Annotated in this window: 18 protein-coding genes; 16 read left to right on the top strand and 2 right to left on the bottom strand. The window is 43.1% G+C overall.

The annotated features are described in order from the left end of the window. From R8N46_RS15900 to R8N46_RS15945, 10 genes are all read left to right on the top strand, one after another. Window positions 1–7,407: Ig-like domain-containing protein (locus tag R8N46_RS15900; RefSeq protein ID WP_412034986.1), on the top strand; the 7,407-nt coding region annotated here is incomplete at its 5' end. After that, a complete protein-coding gene (locus tag R8N46_RS15905; RefSeq protein ID WP_213972480.1) occupies window positions 7,404–9,575 on the top strand; it encodes a type I secretion system permease/ATPase in 2,172 nt (723 codons plus the stop codon). The genes R8N46_RS15900 and R8N46_RS15905, both read left to right, overlap by 4 nt. Next, window positions 9,572–10,885: an HlyD family type I secretion periplasmic adaptor subunit gene (locus R8N46_RS15910; protein ID WP_047102180.1), complete on the top strand. Its 1,314-nt coding sequence runs from the start codon at window positions 9,572–9,574 to the stop codon at window positions 10,883–10,885. Before R8N46_RS15905 ends, R8N46_RS15910 begins: the two co-directional genes overlap by 4 nt. Before the next feature lie 15 nt (window positions 10,886–10,900). Continuing rightward, complete coding sequence (locus tag R8N46_RS15915) at window positions 10,901–12,214, top strand: TolC family outer membrane protein (RefSeq protein WP_005377756.1); 1,314 nt, start codon at window positions 10,901–10,903, stop codon at window positions 12,212–12,214. Further along, window positions 12,207–12,827 carry an OmpA family protein gene (locus R8N46_RS15920; RefSeq protein WP_053303115.1) on the top strand — a complete coding sequence of 207 codons (621 nt, stop codon included), beginning with the start codon at window positions 12,207–12,209 and terminating at the stop codon, window positions 12,825–12,827. Before R8N46_RS15915 ends, R8N46_RS15920 begins: the two co-directional genes overlap by 8 nt. Further along, window positions 12,817–13,659 (top strand): hypothetical protein, encoded by an 843-nt coding sequence (locus R8N46_RS15925; protein WP_005390219.1) that lies wholly within the window; start codon window positions 12,817–12,819, stop codon window positions 13,657–13,659. Before R8N46_RS15920 ends, R8N46_RS15925 begins: the two co-directional genes overlap by 11 nt. A gap of 178 nt (window positions 13,660–13,837) precedes the next feature. After that, window positions 13,838–14,611, top strand: a complete 774-nt coding sequence (locus tag R8N46_RS15930) for a DeoR/GlpR family DNA-binding transcription regulator (protein WP_167415180.1) — start codon at window positions 13,838–13,840, stop codon at window positions 14,609–14,611. Between the two features lie 11 nt (window positions 14,612–14,622). After that, on the top strand, window positions 14,623–15,663 hold the full coding sequence (locus tag R8N46_RS15935; protein WP_005377752.1) for an oxidoreductase: 1,041 nt from the start codon (window positions 14,623–14,625) through the stop codon (window positions 15,661–15,663). Then, complete coding sequence (locus R8N46_RS15940) at window positions 15,660–16,130, top strand: heme-degrading domain-containing protein (RefSeq protein WP_053306491.1); 471 nt, start codon at window positions 15,660–15,662, stop codon at window positions 16,128–16,130. Before R8N46_RS15935 ends, R8N46_RS15940 begins: the two co-directional genes overlap by 4 nt. A 185-nt stretch (window positions 16,131–16,315) precedes the next feature. Continuing rightward, window positions 16,316–17,893 (top strand): sensor domain-containing diguanylate cyclase, encoded by a 1,578-nt coding sequence (locus R8N46_RS15945; protein WP_213972481.1) that lies wholly within the window; start codon window positions 16,316–16,318, stop codon window positions 17,891–17,893. Between the two features lie 51 nt (window positions 17,894–17,944). On the opposite strand, the gene R8N46_RS15950 is transcribed toward R8N46_RS15945, so the two are convergent. Next, complete coding sequence (locus tag R8N46_RS15950; RefSeq protein WP_213893819.1) at window positions 17,945–18,502, bottom strand: DUF3750 domain-containing protein; 558 nt, start codon at window positions 18,500–18,502, stop codon at window positions 17,945–17,947. A 480-nt stretch (window positions 18,503–18,982) separates the two neighbouring features. On the opposite strand from R8N46_RS15950, the gene R8N46_RS15955 reads away from it, so the two are divergent. The 5 genes from R8N46_RS15955 to R8N46_RS15975 all read left to right on the top strand — a co-directional run bounded on the left by R8N46_RS15955 (window position 18,983) and on the right by R8N46_RS15975 (window position 23,313). Then, a complete protein-coding gene (locus R8N46_RS15955) occupies window positions 18,983–19,345 on the top strand; it encodes a hypothetical protein (protein WP_025766707.1) in 363 nt (120 codons plus the stop codon). A 35-nt stretch (window positions 19,346–19,380) separates the two neighbouring features. Further along, the gene (locus R8N46_RS15960) at window positions 19,381–19,845 is read left to right on the top strand and encodes a GNAT family N-acetyltransferase (RefSeq protein ID WP_005389117.1); all 465 of its coding nucleotides are present in this window, start codon (window positions 19,381–19,383) and stop codon (window positions 19,843–19,845) included. 248 nt (window positions 19,846–20,093) lie between these two features. Continuing rightward, window positions 20,094–21,512: an SLC13 family permease gene (locus R8N46_RS15965; RefSeq protein WP_017634015.1), complete on the top strand. Its 1,419-nt coding sequence runs from the start codon at window positions 20,094–20,096 to the stop codon at window positions 21,510–21,512. 3 nt (window positions 21,513–21,515) lie between these two features. Next, window positions 21,516–22,853 (top strand): ATP-binding protein, encoded by a 1,338-nt coding sequence (locus R8N46_RS15970; RefSeq protein ID WP_213972482.1) that lies wholly within the window; start codon window positions 21,516–21,518, stop codon window positions 22,851–22,853. Then, window positions 22,840–23,313, top strand: coding sequence for a response regulator (locus tag R8N46_RS15975; RefSeq protein ID WP_005377744.1), 474 nt, complete (start codon window positions 22,840–22,842; stop codon window positions 23,311–23,313). The genes R8N46_RS15970 and R8N46_RS15975 overlap by 14 nt, the downstream gene beginning before the upstream one ends. A gap of 107 nt (window positions 23,314–23,420) precedes the next feature. Here R8N46_RS15975 and R8N46_RS15980 read toward each other — a convergent pair whose 3' ends face one another. Beyond that, window positions 23,421–25,124, bottom strand: a complete 1,704-nt coding sequence (locus tag R8N46_RS15980) for a putative bifunctional diguanylate cyclase/phosphodiesterase (protein WP_005377743.1) — start codon at window positions 25,122–25,124, stop codon at window positions 23,421–23,423. 487 nt (window positions 25,125–25,611) lie between these two features. Here R8N46_RS15980 and R8N46_RS15985 point away from each other — a divergent pair, with 487 nt between their 5' ends. After that, complete coding sequence (locus R8N46_RS15985; RefSeq protein WP_213972483.1) at window positions 25,612–26,829, top strand: HD-GYP domain-containing protein; 1,218 nt, start codon at window positions 25,612–25,614, stop codon at window positions 26,827–26,829. Window positions 26,830–26,846 lie beyond the last annotated feature (17 nt).

The raw sequence follows: 26,846 nt of genomic DNA on the forward strand, positions 1-26,846 counted from the left end.
CATGGTGTAGGTCAAGATGAGCTGGTGACTAACGTATTGGTTGAAAGCACTCAAAGTGATGCTGATGGTACACAAGAGACGGTTGTGGCACCGTTAACGATTACTATTTATGACTCTGATCCGGTGATTAGAGATGACACATACTCAGTCGTAGAAGATCAAACAATTACGGGCAATCTACTTGAAAATGATATTGATCTTGATGGAACACTTTATGTGAAATTTGTAGAGGCTGGCGGGGAGCAGAAGTCAATTCTAGAGGGGGGATCCGTAAGTTTTAGTTTAGAAAAAGGCGAATTAACCGTATTTTCTGATGGCTCTTGGCAGTTTGATGCAGATCGAAACCTAGATCATTCGGTCGAGCAAAGTGTTTCTTTCAGCTATTTAGCTGCAGATGACTCCCAAGACTATGGCTTGGCTAACGCGACCATTGACATTACTGATGGACAAGCAGGTTACGTAGGCAATGCGACTATAGACGTAACAGAAGTCCCTTTGGATGGCCCGATACTGAACTCTGAAGGAACTGTTAATATTGTCGCGGGATCTGACAATCCGGATCCGAGTAGTTTGTATTTCGGTGGGTCATCTATTACTAAGTTAGAAGCATTAGGGCTTACAAGCTCAGTCTCTGATAATGAGCTTAGCTACACGTTAAGCTCCAGTGGAAAGCAAATCACAGCATTTGCCAATGGTGTCACTGTATTTACGTTAACATTGAGTGGCGTTGAATCGGGTGATGATGTATTAGCTTCAATTTCGCTTACTCTTGAGCATCCTATCGATCAATTCAATAGCAGTGATACGGTCACTTTCCCGTTGACCATTGGCGGCGTAGATTTAGATGCCACACCGCTTGTAGAGAATGAAATTGATTATGTTCTAAAGGATGGTGCAGACCCAACTTTAAATAATTTGAATGGGGTAGAAGTAAAAGAATCTGATCTCGCAAATGGAAGTGTGTTGAGCTCAGGGAATTTTCAAGTTGAGGTTGGCAGTGATTACCTCGAATCTTTGTCGTTCATCGTCTCTGAACAACCCTTGTTGACGAGTGGTGAACAAGTTGTGCTTTATCAAGTCTCTGCGGATGGCAAAACACTTGATGGTTATATTCTTGACGAAGATGGGCAAACTCAGATTCCCATCTTTCAAGCTACCCTCAATGCTTCATTACCTATTGATGCAAATAGCGACATTACCTACTCCTTTGAGCTTTTTCAGGCTCTCGACCAACAAGAAAATACTGATCCAAACGTACCTCTCGTTGTTACTGCAATGGACTCAGACCAAGATAACACGTCGGTCGTTTTAGACATTAATGTGATAGATAACGACAATGGACAAGCGCTAATCAATAGTGGCAATGTCGAGTTAACCGAAACACCTGTCGATACAAACATTGCTCCTGATGGGGTTTCAGCCATAGCGAATACGGATGTGATAGTTACGTCATCATTCGATCCGATTGTGTATCTGGGTGTTGACATAAATGATGGAGATACTGTCAAAACTACGCTTGGTGATGCTGTTACTTATAACGGAGAGGCTGTCACTTGGTACGATAACAATGATGGAAGCTTTGACGCAATTTCAGACACTGGAGACGTTGTATTTAGGGTCACGTTACCTAGTGACTTCTCTTTGCCATCAAATGATACGTCTACTGTTAATGTAACTGTAGAGCTTTATCACTCGCTTGACCATGTTTTAGGTGATGGGACGCAATTGTCGATCTCTATGCCCATCGTGGCGAGAGATTCTGATGGAAGCGAGATCTCTACGGAGTCCAACATACTGGTCTATGATGGCTTGTTTCCGGAACTAGTAATTACAGAGGGAATCACAGTCAATGAAAGCGGGTTGAATGATGATTCGCTTGATTCTGGCATCGAGGGCTCGTCACCATCCATTACGCTATTACAAGGTTCAGACTCTATCGCCAGTGTGAGCGTGAATATCGATATGTTCAATGCGCTCGGCTATAAAACAAGTAGTGGTAGCCTGGTTTCGCTTGATTCACCGGACTCGAATGGTTGGTTATATGCAAGAGATGAAAGCGAGCAAGACGTCTTTAGAATTAGATTTAATACCGATGGGACTGTCGAGTTTGATCTATACCGTGCACTTGAACACGATGAACCTGACGGTGTTCCAGCGGACGAGAACACATTAGAACTCAGTTTTTCAATTTATGCCGTTGATAAGGATGGCGACCAGTCTGAAGCTGAGACATATACCGTTAGTGTAGTGGATGATATCCCTGAAGACACAAGCTCACCAATAGAAATTGAACTTACCGAGGGGGATGAGTTTTCGGGAAACTGGTTTAGCAATAATGCCGACTTAATCAGTTCAGATGGCACGTTGATTTCAAGTTTGACCTATGCAGGTGAAACATACGATACGGCGAGTTCGGTATTTAGCAATGATGCTTGGACCATCGATTTAATCAATAGTAGTGATGGTAACTTAAAATATGGAACGCTGACTATTGCTCAAGATGGGACATTTACGCTAACTACCGAGCTTATTGTTAATACGCCTGTAGGTGGTTTGCTTGATGATCTAACGATAACTGTGACGGATGCAGACGGTGACCAAGCAAGCAGTGAAGCTCAATTAATTCTTGATGATGCCAGGGGCTTTATTCGAACCGTTAATGTAGATACGTTAGAAGATAATGGCGCGAATAACAGTGGAGACCCTACGCCAGTCGCGTTACCGATTAGAGTTTCTCCTGGGGATACGGAGAATAATGAGCGTGTTGAAGCGATAAGGATCTCTGTTGAATCTCTACAAGGAGGGGCTCTGTTTTTAGACGGAGCGCGCCTTGAAGATGATGATAATGACGGATTTATTAGTCTTTCTGGTACAGAGCTAATGGGGGTGGGTATATTCACTGTTCCAAATGGTGATCTCACTTATCAACCAGCACTAAACCTGTCGGGCAACACTATCAAAGTTTCGTTAGCAGTGTCTGCATTAATCGTATCTGATGTCGAACCGGATGGTTTTGTATTACAAGGCAATAATACGTTAAATGTTAACGTTTTACCGGTTGCAGATTTGCCAGAGTGGTCTAATGATTCGGACTTTTCTTATCAAAGTGTTGAAGATTCCGCTGAATCACTTTCACTCAATATTGTCGCTGAAAAGTTTGACCAAGACGGTTCTGAAACGCTCCACTACCAAATTTCGAATATTCCAGATGGACTTATATTAACACTTAACGGAAGTGCTATTGAGGAAGGGAAAGCGTATAGCCAATCCGAGTTAGATCAAATTGAAATCACATCTAACGAAAACTTAGCCGGAAGATTTACTTTTGATGTAACGGCAGTAACGACTGAGTCGGGTAGTGTGTTTGCCGATGAGCAAGATAAAACAGCGGAGATTACTGAGCAAGTTGTTATCGATATATCTCCAGATGCCGATGTGCCTACGCTGACCGTTAAAAACATTCAGGGGCTTGAAGACCAAGCGATTGACTTAAAAGAGTACATCTTAGGGCGGCTCACTGACACAGATGGCTCGGAGTCTCTGTCTTATCGCATAGAAGTTCAAGATGGTTGGACATTGCCTGTCGGAGCTGGGATTACGCTTATCGGTATTAATACCTACCTAGTGACCTCCAATGCTCTAGCCAATTCAGAGGCGTTACTTCAACCAAAATCGGATATCAGCTCATTTACTGAATCTCTATCCCTTCAAGTAACCGCCATTTCAACAGAGTCGACTATTGATGGCTTAGCACCTCTTAATGAAACCGCCGAGAGCCAATTTGCAACCATTGACATTAAGCTAAAAGGCGTGGTCGATGAACCAATTGTCCTAGATGGTGGACAGGGGAATTGGCAATATGATCAAGCGACTAAAGTAATTAGTAATCTCTCTACGTTAGACGAAGATAACCTGATACAACTGGATTTTATCATCCAGACATCAGACGACGATCTATCAGAAGAAATTAATATCTTGCTTCAGAACATCCCTTTGGGAACACAACTGACAGATGTAAATGGTGACCCTATTGTTCTTCCAATTGCTTACGTGGACCCAATAACGGGGCCAGTTTATCAGGTCTCAAACGCTGTTCTTGAAAACACTTACCTCAAAACAGAGCAAGATTTTAGTGGAACACTGAGCATGGATGTTATCGTCGTTTCAACAGAGCCGGATGGTGATTCTGCTGAAACCCCTCTTAAAGTGGAAATGGAAATCTCACCTATTGTTGATCAAACTGACGGCCAAGAATTACAAAGCAATGGTATTGAGGACAATTTCATCACACTAAATCTTGAGCCTGTCGTTAATCAAGATATAGATTCTAGTGAGTCCTTGACAGGATACACCATTGTATCCATTCCAGATGGCTTAACGCTTTACTTTGATGGTAATGCAGTAGAGGAAAGTAACTTAACGTTAGAACTCAATGAACTACTTGATGGTAGCTCGGCAACATTATCTGAGTTGTTAAACAGTGGACGAATCACTGTAAAAGCTAATGAAGACCTAAGTGGGACGTTTAGCCTGGAAGTTCAGTACGAAGTGACAGACACGTCTCCTACGATGGAGACTGATGTAAAGGCAATCAATGGCTCTTTGAGCGTCGTGGTTTCTGGAAAAGTGGATATTGGTAATGAAGATATTGACAAAACACGTTTAGAAGGCGCGACTGAAGTATTCACAAGTACGGATGGGTCTGCTGTTGACGTGAGTGGAGGCATTACATTTACAGAAGCGGATATTGATGGTTCAGAGTATCTCGATTACATCGTTTTACAGATACCGCAGGGTCAAGACCTCATTGTTACTGATCCGAATGGTGCTTCTCAAGATGCCGATGGGAACTGGCTGATTCCAATGGAAGGAATCACAAGTGATAGCGTGTTGGAAACCGCTCAAGATTTGCTTGCTAGCGCATCGATTTATAGCCCATCTAATACAGAGATACTTGATGTGAATGTGTTAGCGTATGTTCGAGATGGAACGGATGCTCAATACATCACAGGTCAGTTCCAAATTCAAATTACTGGCCATGAAGGAGATGGAGACCAGTGTGCTGATCCTGGTGAACCAGGAAGCGTTCAAAGTGGGGATATTGTAGGTAAAGAAGGTGAAGATGTCTCAATTGGGGCGTTTTTAAACCCTGATGTAGCGAGTAGTGATGGTAACTTAGTTTCCTTCTTTGTCGCCGCAGATTCTTTACCTGAAGGAGTCGAGCTTACTGGCGAAGGTGTGATACCTGCTTATGATAATGCGGGCAATCTGTTGGGTTATTCAATTTCTAGCGCTGGATTGTCTTCCTTGACGCTTACTGGCGTGGATGAGGACTTTGCTGGTTGCATTACTTTCAATTTAGAAGTGACAGAAACGGCCCCATGCGATGGTGACTCGAAAACAACCGCTCAGACCATTACGGTACAAATCTCTCCTGTTGTCGATGATATCGCGATAGCACCAAGCCAAGTTACGGTTCAAGAAGATACTATAACCAACCTGAATCTTGCTCTTGTATTGGGCGATAGTGAAGGACCAATGCAGTCCATTACTGGAGAAGGTGACGCAGCGACTGGCCTTGAAAGTGTCAATTGGGTTTCTTTATCGGTGTCTGACGAGAATGCGCGGTTTACTGCCGTGGACCCGAGCCTACTCATTGACAACGGTGATGGAACATGGGTAGTGACAGATGTTACGCGTCTAAACGAAATTCAGTTAATCCCACCTGAAAACTACAGTGGAGAGCTTGTTATTTCCGTTGACGCAAACATTACTGATGAAGTCACGGGAAGTTGTTTAAGTACTGACAGTGCGAAAGATACTCAAACTAAATCAACAGAAGTTACCGTTACCATTGCCCCAGTGGTTGATAAAGCGGTTCTGGAAACAGAAGACGTAGTTGGTGATGAAGATAATTATATTTATTTAGGAAACTTATCTGCATCATTAATCGATCAAGATGGTTCTGAGTCGATGTCTTTGGTCATGACAGGAGTGCCAGACGGAGCCGTGTTGGTTTGGGACAGTAATGGGACGTTCGAATTACTCCCTGATAACGGTTCAACGGATGGTGAGAGCAAGGAGTGGCAGCTAACTCAAGCACAACTTGATAAGGTTTACTTTCTACCGCCACTAGATTTTAGTGGGGATATTTCATTAACACTGCAAGCTATTACCCAAGAGTCTGGATCAAACGACTATAACTATACCACTTCTCAGTTCAACGTCGGCGTAAAACCGATTGGCGATGATGTATCGTTGAATACAACCTCTAACACGTTCACTGGAGATGAAGGTGATTCCATTTCGATTGACTTTTTAGCGAGCGGTTTTGAAACAAATAGCAACGAATATATAGAAGTGTCAATGTTGATCAAAGCAAGCTCTGAACCCTCTGCATTGGAAGGCTTAGGTAGGATTCGTATTGGAACTCAATTCTCATCCTTTACCTTCGATGACGCGGGCAATGCCGTGGCGACGGTATTAGTGCGAGCAAATGAAGTGTCAGGTTTGGAGTTCATTCCGAAGGATGCATTTGGAACGATGGATGTTGCTCTCAATGTTAGAACGTTTGATCAAGCGATAGTGTCAGAGACACTCGAAACCGATTTTGGAGATGTGCAAACTACCGATCTAACCATTGTTGTTACCCCTGAAACTGATGAGCCAACACTAACGGCCGATTATCAGTCTATTGTGTCTGAAGCGTCTGGGAGTATTCCTTTGGGGTTGAGCATGAATTTAGTCAATCCTGCACCCGAAGAGTTTGGAAGTGTGGAGATTCGCGGATTACCAACAGATCTAGAGTTGAGTCATGGTGAAAGATTGAACGGCATTTATACTGTTGATCAAGAGGATGTCGCTGATCTTTCCATCGTTGGCGGGTTTAGCGGTGCAAGTGATTTTACGTTGTCGATAAAACCGATTGCAACACTGGGTGCTACAGTCGCAGAAGGTGCTGCTCAGACAGTCAATGTTACCTTAGTGGAAGAAGGGGGCCAAACATTACTTGCGACAGATGCTAATGATTTGCTTATTGGAGGAAGTGGCAGCGATGTATTCCAGTTTGACAGTTCAGGGCTCGGTAACGAGTTAAAGCCCTCGTACGATGTGATCAACGATTTCCAAATATCCGTTATTGGTGATGATAATGACACAATTGACATCGCCTCGATAATCACCGCTACCTCGATAACAGAAGTCGATAATAAGCTCGATTTAACAGAGAATGATGATGGCGTAACGCTTCACATAAAACCAGAAGAGACGGGGACAAAACAACAGATTCTTATGCAGGGCGTCACTCTCGATCAGCTTTACAAAGGTGACTCGACTGGCGTAGCCGAAGAAAATGTCTTACAGAAGATGATTGATGACAACAACTTGCTAGTAGGTGGTATGTCATGAAGCATCACTCATCCTCATCAAGTGAGCTGACTAACGATCCTTGGGGGCAATCGTTAACTTGGTTGATGCGCTATTTTGAGGTTAGACACCATACAAAAAAGGTGCTTTCTGGATTACCTCTTGTTGAGGGTAGATTGGATAGTGACTTATTCATCAGAGCCGCTGAGCGAGCCGATCTTGAACTCACATTAATCGATTTAAAATCCACCGCAATGTTGAGCTTTCCATTGGTGGTAATCAATAGGAAGACGTTACAACCCGCTATTATATCTGAGCGACATAACAGCGATTATCAAGTCACGTTATTTAGTGAAGATCAAGGTGAAACGCAATACGTCACGATCGAGGAACTGCATAATCAATTCCAGCCTCAAGCATGGCAAGTTTCTATGCGTCCAGAGCTGGACAAACGGATAAGTTCTATTCAAGCGGATTATAATGAACATTGGCTTTTCGCCGTAGTGAAAGAAATGTCTCCGTGGTATCGAGATCTTTTGATTGCCTCTTTCCTTATCAATACGCTAGCGCTAGTTATTCCGCTTTTCACTATGAACGTTTACGATCGTGTAGTGCCTAATCAAGCTTTCAGTACATTATGGGTTTTGGTCGCTGGTGTCTCCGTCATCATTATTTTTGATTGGCTATTGCGTAAAGCAAGGGGAGTTGTCACTGATACCGCGGGTAAGTACATCGATAACAAGCTTTCTTCGATACTTTTTTCTAAAGTTATGGGGATGAAACTTGAACACCGTCCTGCATCAGTCGGTGCATTCGCTCGACAACTACAAGGTTTTGATAGTGTTCGCGATTTTTTTACTTCTGCATCTCTTGTGACCTTAGTTGATCTCCCATTTACGTTGTTATTTTTAGTCTTAATAGGTTGGCTAGGTGGGGCAATGATGTTCATACCTATTGCCGTCATGTTTACCCTGCTGATCCTTGGCTTTGCGGTAAAAGCAAAAATAGAACAATCACATACGGAAAGTGCTGCACTATCCATGAAGCGACAAGCTCACTTGTTTGATTCATTGTCCTCTTTAAAAGAGATTAAGCAAAATAACGCTACGGGAGAAGCACAAAAGCGTTGGGAGCAAACGGTATCCATGCTTTCTGATTGGCAAAATCAATCGCGAAACTATTCGAATATCGTTGCTTACTCCATTCAATCTAGCCAGCAGATAATTACCGTAATGTTACTTGTAACAGGCGTGTACAGAATTTCTGAGGGATTGCTCAGCATGGGGGGGCTCATTGCTATTGTCATGCTTAGCGGTCGTGCTGCAGGGGCGATTAACCAGTTAGCTATGCTGTTACTTCGCTATCAACAGACAAAAACAGCGGTTGAAGGCTTAAATTCTATCATGTCTTTACCTCAGGAGGCGCAACGCAGTCAGGTCATTACGTCTGCCGAATTTACAGGGAATATACGTTTAGAAAACGTGAGCTTCCAATACCCAGATGTTGATATGCCATGTTTGAGAGATATTAATCTTACTATCAAGCAAGGCGAACGCGTTGGCGTTATTGGTAGTGCAGGAGCAGGAAAGTCTACACTCCTTTCTATTATTACCAATCAACTCAGTGTCTTACAGGGTAGCGTTTATTTTGATGACATTGACAGTCAGCTTTGGCCCGCCGAATTGATAAGAGAGAAAACGGGTTGGGTTGGCCAAGATTCGCATCTTATATACGGCAGCATTATGGAAAACATAGTATTAGGACATCATGTTATTGATCAAGAACGTTTACGCCGTGCGATAGAATTATCGGGTTTGAACCAGTACATGAGTCGCCTTCCTCATGGTCTAGAAACGCAAGTCGGAGAAGGAGGGCGTTATTTGTCGGGGGGGCAAAGGCAAGCTGTAGCGATTTCAAGAGCTTTTTATGGAAACCCAGCAGCATTAATTTTAGACGAGCCAACCAGTTCCTTAGACCAGCCTGCTGAGAATGCATTGTTTAATGCTCTTAAATCGTTGCCGCACTCGACGACGATGATTATTAGCTCTCATAAACATTCCTTATTATCGCTTTGTGATCGAATTGTTGTGCTTGATAAAGGCACAATTTTGAGGGAAGGAGCGCCCCAAGAAATTTTTGCTAAACAACAGTCTAACGCGAAGACGAACAGAGTACGCGCAGTATCAATTGTACGCGAAGGAGGTCAATGATGAGCACAGTTCGTTGGAGTAATGCTCATTTAGCAAACCGTTCGAGAACGTTGATTTGGTTGTCTGCCGCGTTAGTGCTAAGTGTGATTATTTGGGCCTCGTGGGCGAGGTTAGACGAAGTGGTTGTCGGCGAAGGAAAGGTTGTTCCTACTTTGTCTGTTCAGACGATTCAGAGCTTAGAGGGAGGCATTCTAAAGGAGTTACTTGTCATGCCTGGTGAAAGCGTCACTAAGGGGCAAACCATCGCTATTCTGGATGATACAAGGTTTAAGTCGACCTATTCGGAGACCTCTGAACAAGTTGAATCTTTGCTCGCCAGAAAGCAGAGGCTTCAAATTGAATTAGAAACGGTAAAAGTGAATAGCCTCCAACTGGATTGGAAACAACAAGTGAGTATCGAGCCTCAGACATTTGATATTTCGATGACCGGCCACTCTGCCTATCTGAATGCCAAAGCAAACTATCTTGAGCGGTTGAGCCAACTGGAGTCTGAGCTGGAGGAGGCTAAATTGCGAATTGAGCAACAATCGCAAGCTTATCTAGATACCTTGAATACCATTCAAACACTAAAAAGCAGTCTGGTTATTGTCTCGAAAGAGCGAGATATGCTGAGAGAGGTGGTTTCTAGTGGCGCGGTAGCTGAAGTGGAATTATTAAAACTGAATAGAGACGTTATAAAGCTCAAAGGAGACATCGCGAGTTCACAAGCTGCTGCCCAAAAGCAAAGGGCTGTGTATTCTGAATCCATCGCAGATTATCGTGGTACAGCGCTTGCTTTTAGGGCAGAGGCACAAGGGCAGCTCAATGAAGTTGTGACGCAACTAGCGCAGCTCAATGAAAGTCGTCAGGCGATTGCGGATCAGTTGAATCGAACGCAGTTACTTTCTCCGGTCGATGGAACCATCAAAGATGTTTTTGTCAGAACCATCGGAGGTGTGGTTAAGCCGGGTGAGCCTATTTTAGAAATAGTCCCTCGTAATAGCACGTTAATCGTTGAAGCGAGAATTTCTCCTCAGAATATCGCCTTCATAAGGCCTGGCCTGCCGGCAACGGTAAAGTTGTCTGCCTATGACTTTGTCATTTACGGAGGCCTAGAAGGAGAAGTGACCTACGTAAGCGCCGATGCACTTCAAAATGAAGAGGGCAATGCCTACTACCGTGCCAACGTTACTTTCAAGGTTGATGATAAGTTTACGATCATCCCGGGAATGCAGGTTGTGGTAGACATTCTTACAGGAGAAAAAACAGTACTGAATTATTGGTTAAAACCTATATTACGTGCGAAAGAGAATTCGCTCAGAGAAAGATAGACATAAGGATATAAGATGCGGCTTAAATCAACGTTATTGGTCTTGTTTGCAGTATCATCGTCGCCAAACGCTTTGACTTTAGAAGAGTCAGTTACGTTATCTCTCGATAGCTCCCCCAGTTTGCTTGCTCGCTATTCTCGCTATGAGTCGATGGTACGAGACCGAAATGCCATAAATGGTTCATTTCTTCCTCAGGTTAATTTGTATGCAGCAGCAGGGTACGAAGGTACTCGATATAACAACGGAAACTACATCGACAGTGAAGATAGAACATTAGAAAGAACGGAGATGGGCGTAAGAATCTCCCAACTGTTATTTGATGGATTTAAAACAAGTGCTGATGTTGATCGCCTATCTTACGAGGCTGAAGCTGAACGCTTGGACTTATTGGCATCTGCGGAAAATGTTGCATTAGATACTGTTAGAGCGTATGTGGATGTTTTACATGCCCGAGAGTTGATGAAACTGACAGAAAGAAACCTAAATGAACACCAAGAGATCTACCGTTTCATTCTAGATAAAAAAGAAAAAGGTTTAACCAGCAACTCCGACTTAGCGCAGGTTTCTTCGCGTGTCGCGACAACACAGTCCTCATTGATTGCCGCCCAAAACAATCTTTCCGATGCTAGAACAAGATTTGTACGTTTGGTTGGTCGAGCGCCGCAAAACTTAGTTGAGCCTGTTTACCCGCAGGAATTGCTTCCGAATAAGCTTGACGAAGCACTCAAACAAGCGGTTAGGTTGCACCCATCCATACAGTCGGCGATGAAAGATTTAGAGGCGGCTCGACATGAAGTAAAAAGAGAAAAGGGGGATTACTACCCAGAGCTCAAGCTTGAGCTGTCAGCCAACAAAACAGACAACGTGGATAATATTGAAGGCATTAACGAAGATGCAAAGGTTATGCTGACGGTCAACTACGATCTTTTTAACGGCTTTTCTACAGACTCCCGAGTGGAGTCATCTGCCTGGCGAGTAGAGGAGGCGAGGGCTATTCGAGCAAATGCAGAACTAGATGCGAATGAAGGTGTAAGGCTGGCATGGGACGCACATACATTGCTTCAACAGCAAATGGAGTTTTTAAAAGTCAACGTTGATGCGGCGAAAGTAACTGAATTAGGGTACATCCAGCAGTTCAATGTAGGGCGACGCAGTTTGTTAGATGTATTAGATGCCAAAGTTGAAACGTTTGTTGCGAGACGGAACTACACCCGAACAAAGTACGATCATTTGGTTGCCACTTACCGTTTATTCAACTCGATGGGGATTCTGACTTATGCGTTGCGAGTTGAGTATCCAGAGAACTGGAAGGAGAACAATAATGGATAAATTCGCAGTGACGAGTCTTCTAGTTTTCATGTTAGCAGGCTGTGCTGAATCACCGAATACGACGTTGACCACTTACCAGTACAACGACCTTAAAGACAATGATAGTGATGGCGTGATAAACCAACGAGATAACTGCGCAGATACGCCAAAAGGTGTGGTTGTTGACAGTGAAGGCTGTGCGAATTGGGTCAACGACTCGCAGACACACCTGATCAGCTTTTTCTTTGCGATGGATGAGCATCAGGTAACGCCATCTCATGATATGCCGCTAAGCGAGTTGAAAGCACTGCTTCAGAGTAACCCAAATGCGCAAGTCATACTGATAGGAGACACAAGCCCTGAAGCGTCACTCGAATACAACAAAGCGTTGGCAAAGAAAAGGACGGCAGCTATACGAGAATTGCTAGTGAGAAACGGCATTCAAGATAATCGAATTGAAGAGCAAGAGTTTTATCAGAATACGGCATTGACGGTACAACTAAAAAAACGGGAAAGGCGCACAATTGCTGTTGTAAACACGAAAGCTGAAAGTACTGAACAAGCGTGGACTATATTTAGTTCGGACAGCGAGTTGACACCTAATTCGAAGTTGGAGTTGAATTATGAAAATTAAAGTATTGCCTTTCTTTGCTCTAGCTTCATGTTTGATTTCACCGCTGGCATTTGCTGACTCTGAGGCTCGAACATCGATTTTTGTCGAACCAGAAATATTAGAAACGATAGAAACATTGATAGATGAGCCAAGTGTAAATGTAGCGCTTGCATCTCAGTCTGGTGGTTTTAACGACATGCTAAATGACGGAGCCTCTATTGCAATCACATCTAAGAAATGGTCAGATGAAAACATCTCCCGATTTCAACGAGAAAGAGGCCACAGGCCTACACGTTTGTTTTTAATGGCAAACGCTATTGTCGTAATCAATAGTCAAAAGAGTACGGTAGATAGTGTTTCCGTTAGTGAATTGAAACGCTGTGATGCAAATACGTATGCTTTCGGGGAGATGCGTTTAAGTAACCCAGATGTGAGCTCTAATGGTTGTCAATCATCGATTCAAATGCTTGATGAAGACCGATTGAAACGGGCTTTAAGCGACGACTTTTCAGCCAAAGCTTATATGCGATACTCCGATTTTAAATACTCAGAACAGTGGTCGAGCTACAAGGCTCTCTCTGTTCATCATAACGATGACTCATGCTCTTTGAGCACAGATTGCATCTATTCTCTTCGCTATCCATTTTCCGTGGTCTATTACGTTTATATAAATAAACAATTCGACACTAATCAGAAGATCAAAAAATCAAAGCTATTTGAACTCCTTACAACCGACCACAATACACAACAGGTACGAAATGCTGGGTTTATTCCACTACCAAAAGCGCTTATTAAAAGAAATAGAGTGAAGTTAGGGCTAGATGAGCCAGTTGTTTTAAACGGGTATAAATAAACTTCATACGCCTAACTATGTGGGCTTGAGTGAACGTACCGTCCTAGGAAGTTTTGCCTTGCTGCTCATTTATCTTTGGTTAACCTTTGGTCAATTGAGTTGGTTGTAAGTGGTTTTGTTGGTAATTTTTCTATTATTGTGGCAAGTTTGCTTAAAACCACTTAAGTAAATTTAAGTCATGACACAAGAAGAAAGACTCGTAGCGCTCAGAGCGAAGCTGGATCAGCAAAATAAAGTAACGTTGTCTGAAGTTTGTGAGTACTTTGGTATCTCGCGAGATTCAGCTCGTCGAGACTTAGTTAAGTTGAGTCAGCAACCTGGGTTACAAAGAATACGAGGTGGTGTCATGCTTGCGCCGATCTCTTCCCATACCGAGGCATACGCGAGTCGACCCGTGAGTGACGTTAAACATCGACTGGCTCAATCTGCCGCAGCGTTGTTGGATGAGCGCGACCATCTTGTTATTGATACCAGCACCATTTTATCTCTGCTCCCACTCTATGCAGGAAAAGCGCGTTGTGGAGAAAACAAGCTCAACGTCGTTACTAACAGCATTGATGTGCTGACCGCTGCTGAGACAAACGACACAATGGACGTTTATTTCTTAGGCGGACACTTTGACCCTTATGCCAGAGCAGTTTTAGGGGCGCAAGCAGAGCAGCAAATGCAGCATTATCACGTGAACAAAGCGTTCATTGGCGTGTGTGCATTGTCATCCCGAGGGCTGACAACAAATAGTTTGTTAGAAGCAACAATGAAACAAGCGATGATTGCTCAAGCTCAGCAGGTCATCGTCGTTTGTGAATCCCGAAAAATTGGTAGCGACAATTTCCACCACGTATGTGATTTGTCAAAGATCGACATCATTATTACAGACCATCCCCCTCAATCAGATTTTCAACAACTCCTCGATCACAATGATATTGAATGTATTGTTGTATCACCGAAATAAGGAATCTTACAATGGCTTACGATCCCGTAAAAACCGCTGTGATTGGTTACGGATATTCAGCAAAAACGTTTCATTTACCCTTCATTAAAGCGCTACCAAATTTAACGCTGAGCGCGATAAGCTCTCGTCAACAGGAGGCGGTTCAGAATGATTGGCCAGATGCTAAGTGGTTTTCTGATGCGAATACTTTACTCGATGATAGTGATGCAGAGCTTGTAATCATTACTGCGCCAAATGACGTACATTACGAACTTGCAAAGCGTGCGTTGAACAATGGGAAACACGTCATCGTCGAGAAACCGTTTGTTACTCGTATAGAAGACGGTAATGAACTTATCGCCTTGGCGGAAGAGAAAGGTCTGGTGCTGAGCGTTTTTCACAATAGACGTTGGGATGGAGATTTTCTCACGGTTAAATCTCTTATCGAACAAGGTAAGTTAGGTGATATAAAGCTATTCGAGTCACACTTTGACCGTTACCGCCCTGAAGTTCGTCAACGCTGGCGAGAGCTAGCCCAAGATGGTGGTGGTATTCTATTCGACCTTGCTCCTCATCTTCTCGATCAAGCATTGGTGTTGTTTGGCTTGCCAGATGCGATAGACGCACAATGTCGAATGATGCGCCCGGGTGCGACAACGATTGATTATTACAACTTGATACTTCATTACCCTGAGCATATTGTGCACTTGCATTCAAACTTGTATAGCCCAGAGCCGAATCTCCGCTACAAAGTATTGGGTACGGAAGCTAAATATGAAAAGTTCGGATTAGATCCTCAAGAGGGCTACTTAAAAGAAGGCCGTTTGCCGGAAAACGATGCTTGGTCGGAAGAAGATGAGGCGTTATACGGCGTCCGTTACGACGAAGACGGTGCGCAAACTATCAAAACGGAGAGAGGCGCGTACCAAGCTTACTTTGTTGGTGTGGCAGACGCCATTCGTTTGGGCACTGATAACCCGGTTCCTGCCGCTCAAGCAGTACAGAATATCGCTCTGATTGAGATGGCATTGGAAAGCAGTAAAACGGGTAAAACGATTCAGGTGAAACCATGAGTTTGACGCTTGAACTCGTGGCCCTGCAAGAGCATGAACTTCAGTTGGCGGAATTTAATCACCATATTGCGTGGTCTATCGGCCTCGCTCTAAAAGAAGAGGCTGAAGCTCGCGGCGCGGCTGTTGCTATTGAGGTTTACGGCTTTGGACAAACGCTATTTCAATACGCGATGGCAGGAACCTGCGCTGATCATGTAGATTGGGTCCGTAGGAAGCGAAACTCAGTATTGAGGTATGGCCACAGCTCTTACTATCTTTCTCTGTACAACAAGCAAAAGCAACGTGATTTCGAAAATCAGCCTCATCTCGATGCTCGTGAGTACTGCGCTCATGGTGGCGCGTTCCCAATTCGGCTTTCTGGGTCTGGTTTGGTTGGGGTTGTGACGGTATCGGGTTTACCGCAGTTAGATGATCATCAGCTAGTTGTGGATATATTAAAAACGATGACAGAGACCAAACCCTCTTAAACGCCAAATATGAAAGTAGCACGGTTTCTTTATCGTGCTACTGAATTCTCTTTTTAGCTCATAAAGTGTTCTTTAATGTGAGCAAATATTAACATTGATCCCAACTTACTACCTGAAAATCAAATCAATTTCATATAACCTATACGCTCATTCATATAGAAAGCCTTCAAAGTTGGCCATTGGCAATGTCTTTTAGAAGAAAAGAAAAACTCAATCTTAGAAATCTTATTGTCACCCTATGTGTGTTCAGTGTGCTTGTCACTTTGATCAACGCATTCTACTCGATTTATCGTGTTCAAAGGGATCTCATCATCAATAACACGTTAGAATCAAACCGTGTTTACGCCCAAAAAATGTCTGAAATGACAGACTCTTTCATAGAAAGCTCAATGTCGCAGCTAAAATACAGTGCGAACGTGCTAAAAGACAAGATGCATGACGCTCAGCTTCTTGATAAAGAGGCTGAGAGATTAAGAACGCAAACCAAATCATTTAACTCTGTGGTTGTCGTTGATGCAAAAGGGGTTATTATTTCTGTATCCCCTGAAACACTTCAGGTGAAAGGTGTAAGGTTAGTGGGTGAAAGAAAACGCCAATCTTTAAACGCTCAAGCACCAGTTGTTACTGAACCATTTATATCGCCCGCTGGAAATTACTTGTTAACCATCTCATATCCTATATTTTCTCAATCTAATGAATATTTAGGTTATATCGGCGGCACTATTTATCTAGAAAAAGAAAATATTCTCGCAGAGTTACTCAGCCAGCACGCATACAAAGATGGTTCTTTCCTTTACGTTGTCGATGAGAGTAACACTCTGATTTATCACCCAGATCAATCGAGAGTTGGTGAAGTAATCGACGATAATGAGGCAATCAAAGCGGTGACGATGGGGCAGAGCGGTAACAAAGAAATTGTTAACTCTCGCGGCGTCGAAATGCTTGCTGGTTATGCACCAGTAAAGTCATCAGGATGGGGAATTGTTGCTCAGCGCCCGAAATCGATGACGTTATCTGTGCTAGATGAACAGATGTGGAATGTTTTCCTTAAGTCGATTCCAATTGGTTTATTAACTTTGTTGCTAATTTGGTTCTTGTCCCTTCTTATTTCTAGACCACTTTGGCAGTTAGCGGGTGCTGTGCGAGGTGTCGAAGAACATTCATCATCTATCGATGATCTCAAACTGGTTAAGTCTTGGTATTTTGAGGTCTCACATTTGAAGCTTAGCTTTCTTAAAGCATTTGGTATCGTGTCAAAAACCATTGATAAGCTGCAACTGGATACATTAACAGATTCGATGACTGGATTATTGAATCGACGTGGATTAGATAAAGTGCTTGGTTTGTTTAAGCAGGAAAATACCGCGTTCTCTGTTTTGGCGCTAGATATTGACCACTTTAAGAGCGTAAACGATAACTATGGCCATGACGTGGGTGACAATTTACTTAGAGAGTTTGCGCAGTTAATGAAAGACCAAGCTCGCTCTAATGATCACCTGTGTCGTTCTGGCGGTGAAGAGTTTATGATGTTTTTGGAAAAAACAGACGTAAACCACGCTATGGATGTTGCAGAGCGTATTAGACACAACGTGGAAAAACATGACTTCCAAGTCGTTGGTAAGGTCACGGTTTCGTTGGGCGTTTCTCACTGGAAAGGCAATGACACACCAATTGAAGCGGTAATGAAAGACGCCGATAATGCACTGTATAAAGCGAAACATAATGGAAGAAATAGAACGGAGTTGGGTGACGACGCACAATAGATATTGCGCTTTATGCTGAACATAAAACGAGCCAGTGACTAATCTTTGCTGTTAATCGCTGGCGTAACCGCTACCAATTGCGCGAAACGGCAAGTTCAGCTCTAATTCTGGAATTTGTTTACCCACCCAAGCCGGGAATGTATTGCTATTTGGCCCTGGAAACAGCGTATATTCTTCAGCCCAAGGGTATTGGCTAATAACACTTTGTATTTTAGGGATAAGCTGGCGGGCCTTTTCACCTTGTATGGAGAGGATCTTTTCTGGTTTTGCACCATACCAATATCGATCTGGCGTCCCAGTTTGGTACTGATATAGAGCGGGTTGTCCGCGATTCACTCTCCAGCCGACTACTTCATACACTGTATATTCGTTCGCATTTTCAGGCTTTATTGCAAACCATGTATGAACGGCAAACCAGCCTCGCCAACCAAACGCGTCTGCGGCGTAAAACTCAATCACAGCATGCTTGACATTGGAAGGATCGGGTGCGATACCCGCAGGTTCTCTGCTTGCGGTACGCCAATCTCCTTGAGTGCATCCACCCAGCATAACCGCGATTGACATGAGCCAAATTTTTACAAGGTGAGTAAAGTTGAGAGGGTCTTTCATTTATTGCTCCTAGACCAACCGATGCTGGTAACGCTCTATTGATTTTAGCTATAAAAACGTGGCAAGTCTGATAGTTGAAATCCTCTCCTTATTAAAAGAGAGAGGGAAGTTAGTGCCATAATTCCAGTTCATACGTAATAATAAGGTAAGCCGATTTGTAACATGTGGCATAGACGATGCCGTATTTCTCGAACGATTCGTCTAGTTGCGTATGAAAAAGTAAGAGGTTGTATGTATTCCTTACACGGCCACATGAATTAAAAACATTAAAAAAACAGAGATTTACAGTGGATTTTGACTGATTGAGTGAGTTTGGGACTCTCACATTGTCTCACATTTGCTTGTTTTGGGCGGAATTTTCATCGCTCATCTTTTTGCGCGTTTAGAGTCAGCGTTCAGCTATGGCACAATAGGCGCTCACAGAACAAGTGCTGTTTGGTCATGCAAATAGCAGAAAAATAACTAGAAATAGAATAATTAATGTTTAAATCAAAAAGTATACTCGCATTAAGCATGTTCGCATTTGGCTGTTTTGCCAATCAAGATAGCGAACCAACGTCCGTTGTGCTGAACTATGGTGACTCCTCCATCAGTACTGATATTCAAGCCAATCGAAAATTTCATGTTGTCCGAGACAATGAAAGTGAGCACGTAGAATTTTCCGGCGGAATCATAAAGGAGTATTCCGATTATATTGTGAATGTTCATATCATAAGAAAAAGCAAAATACGCAGATCAAGCCGAGAGCTGAATACAACCGTACTGATGAACAGTGATCAGATTGGGAAGCCTTTAGTGATTGGCATTGAAAATGATGAGTTCACTAGTATCACTTTGCGTTAATGCTTAGTATTTATTGAATAGGAATGAGGAAATTGATGCTCTCAATACGCTGCTATCGCACCGAGGATGCCCCAACACTGTGGGCACTCTTTTACCATACTGTGCGAATCATTAATCGTCGCGATTATACGGAATCACAAGTTTCCGCTTGGGCACCATCAGATTTTGACCTCGATGTGTGGCAACGAAAAATGGACGATATTCAACCATACGTCGCGGAGATAGAAGGGCAGGTCGTTGGCTATTGTGATTTGCAAGGTGACGGCTTGATTGATCATTTCTTTTGCCATCATGAATACCAAGGACAAGGTGTTGGTCGTGATTTGATGTCTTTTCTTTTTTCACAGGCGAAAGTACAGGGGATAAAACGACTGTATTCTGAAGTGAGTATTACCGCCCGACCTTTTTACGAGAAAATGGGTTTCACAGTTAAGTCTCGACAACATGTTGAGGTTAGGGGAGAAACCTTAACTAACTTTATGATGGAAAAGTATATTTAACTTAAATAGTGAGCATTTAGTGAGCTTGAACACAGATATAAAATGTTTTCCAATGTGAAAACGAGTTCATTGATCTCGCACCAACGTTTTGTTTGAAAACAGTGTACATAATCTTCTCTGGAACGCCATTACCGCATTTCGTCTCTGAAGGCTTAAAAACAGTCTGAAAGTTTTGGTTTTGCGGCGGGTAATAGCGTTCCAAACGCCAAATGTGTCTGGCTAACCATCTCAGGAAGAGAAGTAGTACTATGCGCCCTTATCTCAAATACGTTGTTCCAACATTGATACCATTGCTTGTTTGGTTGATGCCTCTCTCTGCGTTCCCATTTGATGGCATTACTATCGTCCAGCAAAGAGTGATTGCAATCTTCTTGCTTGCCGCACTTTGCTGGGTATTCGAGCCAATTCCAATCTACGCCACTTCGGTTGTGATCATTGTCCTAGAGCTATTGCTTGTATCAAATAAAGGTATTGTGCTCTTTCGTTTGCAAGAAGGGCAGCCACATTTTGGTGAGCTATTACAATACAACGAGATAATGGCGACCTTCGCTAGTCCGATTATCATGCTCTTCCTCGGCGGTTTCTTTTTGGCTATGGCGGCGACAAAGTACAGGTTAGATGTCAACTTAGCCCGAGTGTTACTCAAACCATTTGGACAAAAACCAAAGTTCGTTATGCTGGGGTTGATGCTGATCACCGCTGTTTTTTCTATGTTTATGTCAAACACCGCAACAACAGCGATGATGTTGTCCATTTTAACCCCTGTGATAGCGGTTTTCGGGCCTAAAGACCCAGGTCGAATTGCATTCGCCTTGTGTATTCCTGTTGCAGCCAACATTGGTGGCATTGGTACTCCAATCGGCACGCCACCGAATGCCATCGCCCTAAAATATTTGGTTGGTGACAACTTAATTACGTTTGGTGAATGGATGGTATTTGGTGTGCCATTCGTTATTGTGATGATGGCGTTAGCCTGGTTTCTGATTGGCTTTTTGTATAAAGCCGAACAAACCACCATCGATCTGAACATTAAAAGCAAGTTTTTGAAAACACCCAAAGCAATAATGGTTTACGTCACCTTTGCCGGCACGATTATTCTTTGGTTGATGGGTTCTGCACATGGAATGAATTCTTACACAGTAGCATTAATTCCGGTGGCAGTGTTCTCATTGACGGGCATCATCAACAAAGAAGACTTGAAGAAAATCTCTTGGGATGTGCTTTGGTTGGTGTCAGGCGGTATTGCTCTGGGCCTTGCTCTAGATAAAACCGGGCTTGCGAAGCTGGTGGTACACAGCATTCCGTTTGATCAGTTCTCGCCATATGTTGTCTTGTTTGGTGCGGCTTTCTTGTGCTTGTTAATGGCAAACTTTATGTCGCATACTGCCACCGCAAACTTGCTGATGCCGATTATGGCTGCGTTAGGTACCTCTATGGCTTCGTTAACGCCTCTCGGCGGTGAAGTTACTCTGATCTTAGTCGTGACATTTGCTGCTTCACTCGGTATGTCGTTACCAATCAGTACGCCACCAAACGCGTTAGCTCATGCAACAGGGCATGTCGAGAGCGGCCAAATGGCTCGTATCGGTGCCGTGCTAGGCGTGATTGGCGTATTACTCAGCTTTGTGATGGTGTGGATTTTACATACTGTTGGGCATATTGGATAACCCATGTACGAAACGAAGTTAGACGCGTTAGTACAACGCTACTTTAATCACCTTGAACGCCGATTAACGGTTTTATCCGGGTCGGTGCTTATTGAGCAAGCTGGCTACAATGATCGCTTGTACTATGTGCTGTCGGGAGAACTGGCGGGCTATTACGCGGAAGATGACAAGAAACCGATTCAGGTATTTTCTGCGTCTCAAGGTGCGTTTATTGGCGTACATAGTTTCTTTTCTGGTACGTGGACTGCCTCTTCGACAGTGATTGCTCAAACCGATGTTGAATTGGCTTGGATACAGCGTGATACGCCCGCCGTGGAAGAGGCGACATACGGACCATTGACGACACAATTTATGCCTGTGATGGTTAACGAATTATCTCGTCGTCAACGGCGTGCAATGCAAGAGGCATTAGCTAAAGAAAAAGCGCTACAAAAGCTTCATACCGCAGAGCAAATGACAACGTTGGGGCAGCTTGCAGCGGGTATTGCTCATGAGTTGAACAATGCGATAGGCGTTGTAAGCAGTAAATCAGAACGGCTAGAGACAGTTATCATGGAACTGCTTGAAGAAGTTCATCCGGAAGCGAGTCAATTTTTTGATTTTGGTTTAATGCAAGGGCAGAAAGTCTCTTCTAGCGAAGCGAGAAAGCGGGGGCGCCACTTCGAAAAATACTACGGTTTAACCAAGGAGGTTGCTCGTGATCTTGCGCGAGCCGTTCCAAATAATTTCCTTTCGGAACATTGGCTAAAAAGACCAGAAGAAGCGATACGTTTCTGGCAAATGGGGCGAGATCTCCATGACTTACGCATCGCCTCTAAACATACCGTTGGCATTGTGCGATCCGTAAAACAATTGGGGCGCACGGATATCGACTTGGATGAAGCGATTAACATCAATGATTCAATCAATCGCGCCTTGGCTCTATTGCAAAGTGACTTAAGACGAGTGAGTGTTCGTTTTAGCCCTGCGGATTTACCTGCTTTTATTGGTTCTCAAACCGAACTCGTCCAAGTTTGGGTAAATATATTAAAGAATGCGTGCGATGCACTTGGTGAAACGGAGAAACCCGGTATCGAAATACATACTCGGGGGAGTAAGGGTAAAATTTTGGTCACGATTGCTAACAATGGACCAGAAATTGATGAAGCGACACGTAGAAAAATTTTCCGGCCAAACTTCACCACTAAAAAGGGGGGATTGTCGTTTGGTTTAGGGTTAGGTCTGTCGATTGTGAAGCGCATTATCGCCGGATATAACGGCTCTATTGTGGTAAAGAGCGACAGTGAAAAAACGATTTTTAGAATCAAGTTACCAGTAGAGGGTGAACATGGAGAAGCTTAATGTAATTTGCGTTGATGACCAACGAGAGGTACTAAGCGCGGTTCTACAAGATTTAGAGCCGTTAAATCAATGGTTGAATGTCGAAGACTGCGAATCAGCAGGTGAGGCTCTAGAACTGATGGATGAATTTGATGCAGAAGGCGAGATGATCGCATTGATTATTTCCGATCATGTGATGCCAGGTAAAACGGGAGTAGAACTGCTGACCGATGTATCAAAAGACGGTCGTTTTGGCTTTACGAGGAAAGTGCTTCTTACCGGGCAAGCGACGCACACCGATACGATTAATGCGATCAACTCCGCAGGCATTGACCGCTACTTTGAAAAACCATGGCAAGCAAGCCAATTAATAGAGTGCGTTAGAAACCTGGTGACCCAATATATCTTTGATGTGGGCTTAGATTACACTCAGTATCACGAACATTTAGATCAGAGTGTGGTGTTTGAACGCCTACGTTAATAGGGGGCATTAAGCTTTGTTTTCGTCACGGCCAGTTAGTGTCTGAAATCTATAGTGAATAGTTCAGCATGTTTAACGTGGCCGTGCGGAATATTGCTCTAGTATGCTTAACTCAACGAATAGCGGCTTGCACTGGCAACAGAAAGTGGCTTAGAGAACCAATAACCTTGCAGATAATCGACGCCCATTTCGGTAAAAAATTCACACATTTTGGCGTCTTCAATTCCCTCAATCACTACTTCAATATTATTTTCCTGGCACATAGTGATAAGAAACTTCAGATATTCTTGTGAAGAGCGGTTGGTTAGTGTTTTCCACGCCATCGACCTATCAATTTTGATTTGTGTCATCGGGAGGTCGAAGAAGCTATTTAATGAACTGTAACCGGATCCAAAGTCATCCAGAGAGAGTGCAAATCCTAGTTCCCTGAGGGTATTCAGAGGGGCAATGGCTGTCTGATTATTATCCAAAATAAACGTTTCTGTTAGTTCCAACACAATAGACTCAGGATCGACACCAACCTCATCCGCCATGGCTTTAATTCGCGCAGGGAATTCACTATTCATTAACTGAAGTACAGAAACATTCACGTTTACACGAACTTGGTTTTGGTAACGCTCACGGTAGTTTTTGATAAATTCACACGCTTTGGCAAAGACTTGATATCCGAGTTCGACAATCAAACCTTTGTTCTCTGCCACGGGGATGAATTCGTCTGGATAAATTTCGCCAAACTCTTTGCTACGCCAGCGAACCAGAGATTCGAAGCTCACTACTTTTGAGCTTTTGGCGTCAATAATTGGCTGAAACTTAACGCTTAATGTCTGTTTTTCTAGTGCACTTTTTAGACCTTGTTCAATAAAGAAATAACGGTCTACGGCATGCTGAGTTTTCTCACTGTAAACCGCAACACGGTCTTTATTCTGCTCGCTTGCGTACTGACAAGTTCGTGCTGCTTTACGCAATATTTCCTCTGCTGAGTGACTTGGATCTATGCAAGGATACAAACCAATACTAATGTTACTTCCTAAGTATTGGCCCTCTTCAATCACTGCCTCGTGGTAGGTTTCCTTTAAACTTTCGGCGTAACTTTGCAGCGTTTCTACCGAGCATTCATCGTGAATCAAAATCGCAAAGTCATCATCATGTACGCGATATACAGAACTATTTGGAGAAGGTAGGTGACTGAGAGTTTGTAGCAATTTTTCCACTAACCCATCGACCAACTCGCTGCCATATTGATTTAAGTAAGATTTAATCTCTTCTATCTGAATGTAACAGATAGATGCACAAGAATCAGTGGCTCGCACGCTATCTTCAATATCCAGCAAGAGATGGGCGCGATTAGCCATACCTGACGCATTGTCATGAAATGCGACTTGATGAATGTAGCTTTCCATCAGCTTGCGTTCAGAAATATCACGGTGGCTACCAACCATATAATGACCATGTTCTGTTTCTTTGGTCATGGCTACGCCTTCAATCCAGACGTACTGTCCATTGGGTTTACGCACGCGGTAGGTCGTTGTAACCCTCGTGTTGTTGGTAATGATGTGAGCATCGACCCGAGTGGAGAGTCTTTCTCGATCGAGAGGGTGAACAAGGTCTAACCATTGCTCTAAGCTGATTCGACCAGCGTTGATACCAAGCTGCTCATAAAAGCCCTTGTTATAAAATACCATGGTGCCAAACTCATCCATGTAAAAGAGGCCTTCGTTAAATACATCGAAGATATGAATGAATCGTTCTTCGACGATTTTTAGGAACTCTCGGTCACTATCTGAGACTTGTTGGTCAAATATGGTGGTCAAGATATTTCCTCCTCGAGCCTTTTAGCATCAGAGATGAGTGTTGGGGTTGATAACATAGAGTTGATCTGCTGGCGTACATTACAATCACAAAAGTGTCAGTTCAAATTGTTTGGCTATCATTTTATGCGCTACTAGGTTAATAACATACTAAGATTAGGCGGCTAATCATCGACATTTATAAAAAATAGTCAACAGTAAAAATCATTTATAAAATACAGTTATTGATGCCGTCCGCAATCTATAAATATTTATGAATAATTATCCTAAAGTTATTTTCAGTTGTGTCGGTATCAATATGCGGTTTTCTAACGTCATTTGTATATATGTTATCTTGGATAAAACCATAATAACAAAAAGGACTTAATGAGCGCGACCGATTATTAATTGACAGGATGCTCATTAATTGTAATCAATTCAAATTTATTATCACGCCAAGTAATCAAATCTCTTATAATGCGGACGTTAATATCGAGTAAGCCTTCTTTATATGCAGTACGATCCGAAAAATTCAATCAAAATTGCGCTCGCTGATATCGGCGTTGGTATGTTTGTCACCGCGATAGAGCACAACAAGCGCGTCAATTTAGCCAATGCGGGGCGAATATCTAGCCCTGAAGGCATTAAGAAGCTTGCTACAAGTGGCGTAAAGTATGTTTGGGTAGATCAAACATTATCTTCGCAGCAGTGTGTCTTCAAGCCTGTAGATGAATCAACTGATGCCACTAAAGAGACGAGAGAGCAGAAACAATCAGATTTTAAGAGGGGTCAACGAACTTATCGTTCGAGAGACATCCAACACAAGCGAGCCAAAAAGCTGATCGCCGAAGCAAAAGATTTGGCGCAGAAACTATTGAATCAAACTTTTGAAGGAAAAATCATTGAAGTTGATGAAGTAGAAGCTTGGGCTGACGATGTCATTGAAAGTGTTTTGATTGACTCAGATGCGTTGCAGTGTGTCTCTGCGCTCCGAAAAAAAGACTCTTACTTATTGGAACACTCCGTCAATGTCGCTTGTCTTTTAGTGTCATTCGGTAAGTACTTGGGCTTAGATAAACCAACGCTAAAACAGCTTGCTGTAGGTGGCATTATTCATGATGTAGGTAAAATTAAAGTCGATGATAAGATCTTGCACAAGCCAGCGAAGCTAACGCCTGAAGAATTTGAACATATGAAGCTACATCAAGTGTTCGCAGGTGAGATTATCCTTCACGTAAAAGGACTTAGTGACGTAAGCCGTGATGTTTGTTTGATGCACCACGAGAAGTTAGATGGCAATGGTTATCCTAGAGGCTTGAAGGGGGAGGAGATTCCAATTCACGGCCGTATGAGCTGTATTGTAGATATCTACGATGCGCTAACGGCTGATCGCTGTTACAAAAAAGGCATGAGTTCTGCGGAAGCGTTTAAAATCTTGTTGAGTCTAACGCCATTTCATTTAGACGCAGACTTAGTTTACAAATTCATTAATTGCATTGGGATGTACCCCGTAGGCTCCATTGTCGAGTTGAACGATGGGCGTGTTGGTATTGTTTGGTCTTCAAATGAATCTCAAGCATTAAAGCCAGAAGTGAAATGTTTCTACTCCCGCAAGTATAAACGATACATTGATGTCACGATGGTGGACTTAAAAACGAGTGCGTACAAAATTGAAAGAGCGATCGCGCCTTCATCGTTAGAGATCGATCCTAAGCCTTTTTATGATTAAGAGAAATAGATAAGCTT

Source organism: Vibrio sp. 1874 (assembly GCF_033344395.1).
Lineage (GTDB): Bacteria > Pseudomonadota > Gammaproteobacteria > Enterobacterales > Vibrionaceae > Vibrio > Vibrio alginolyticus.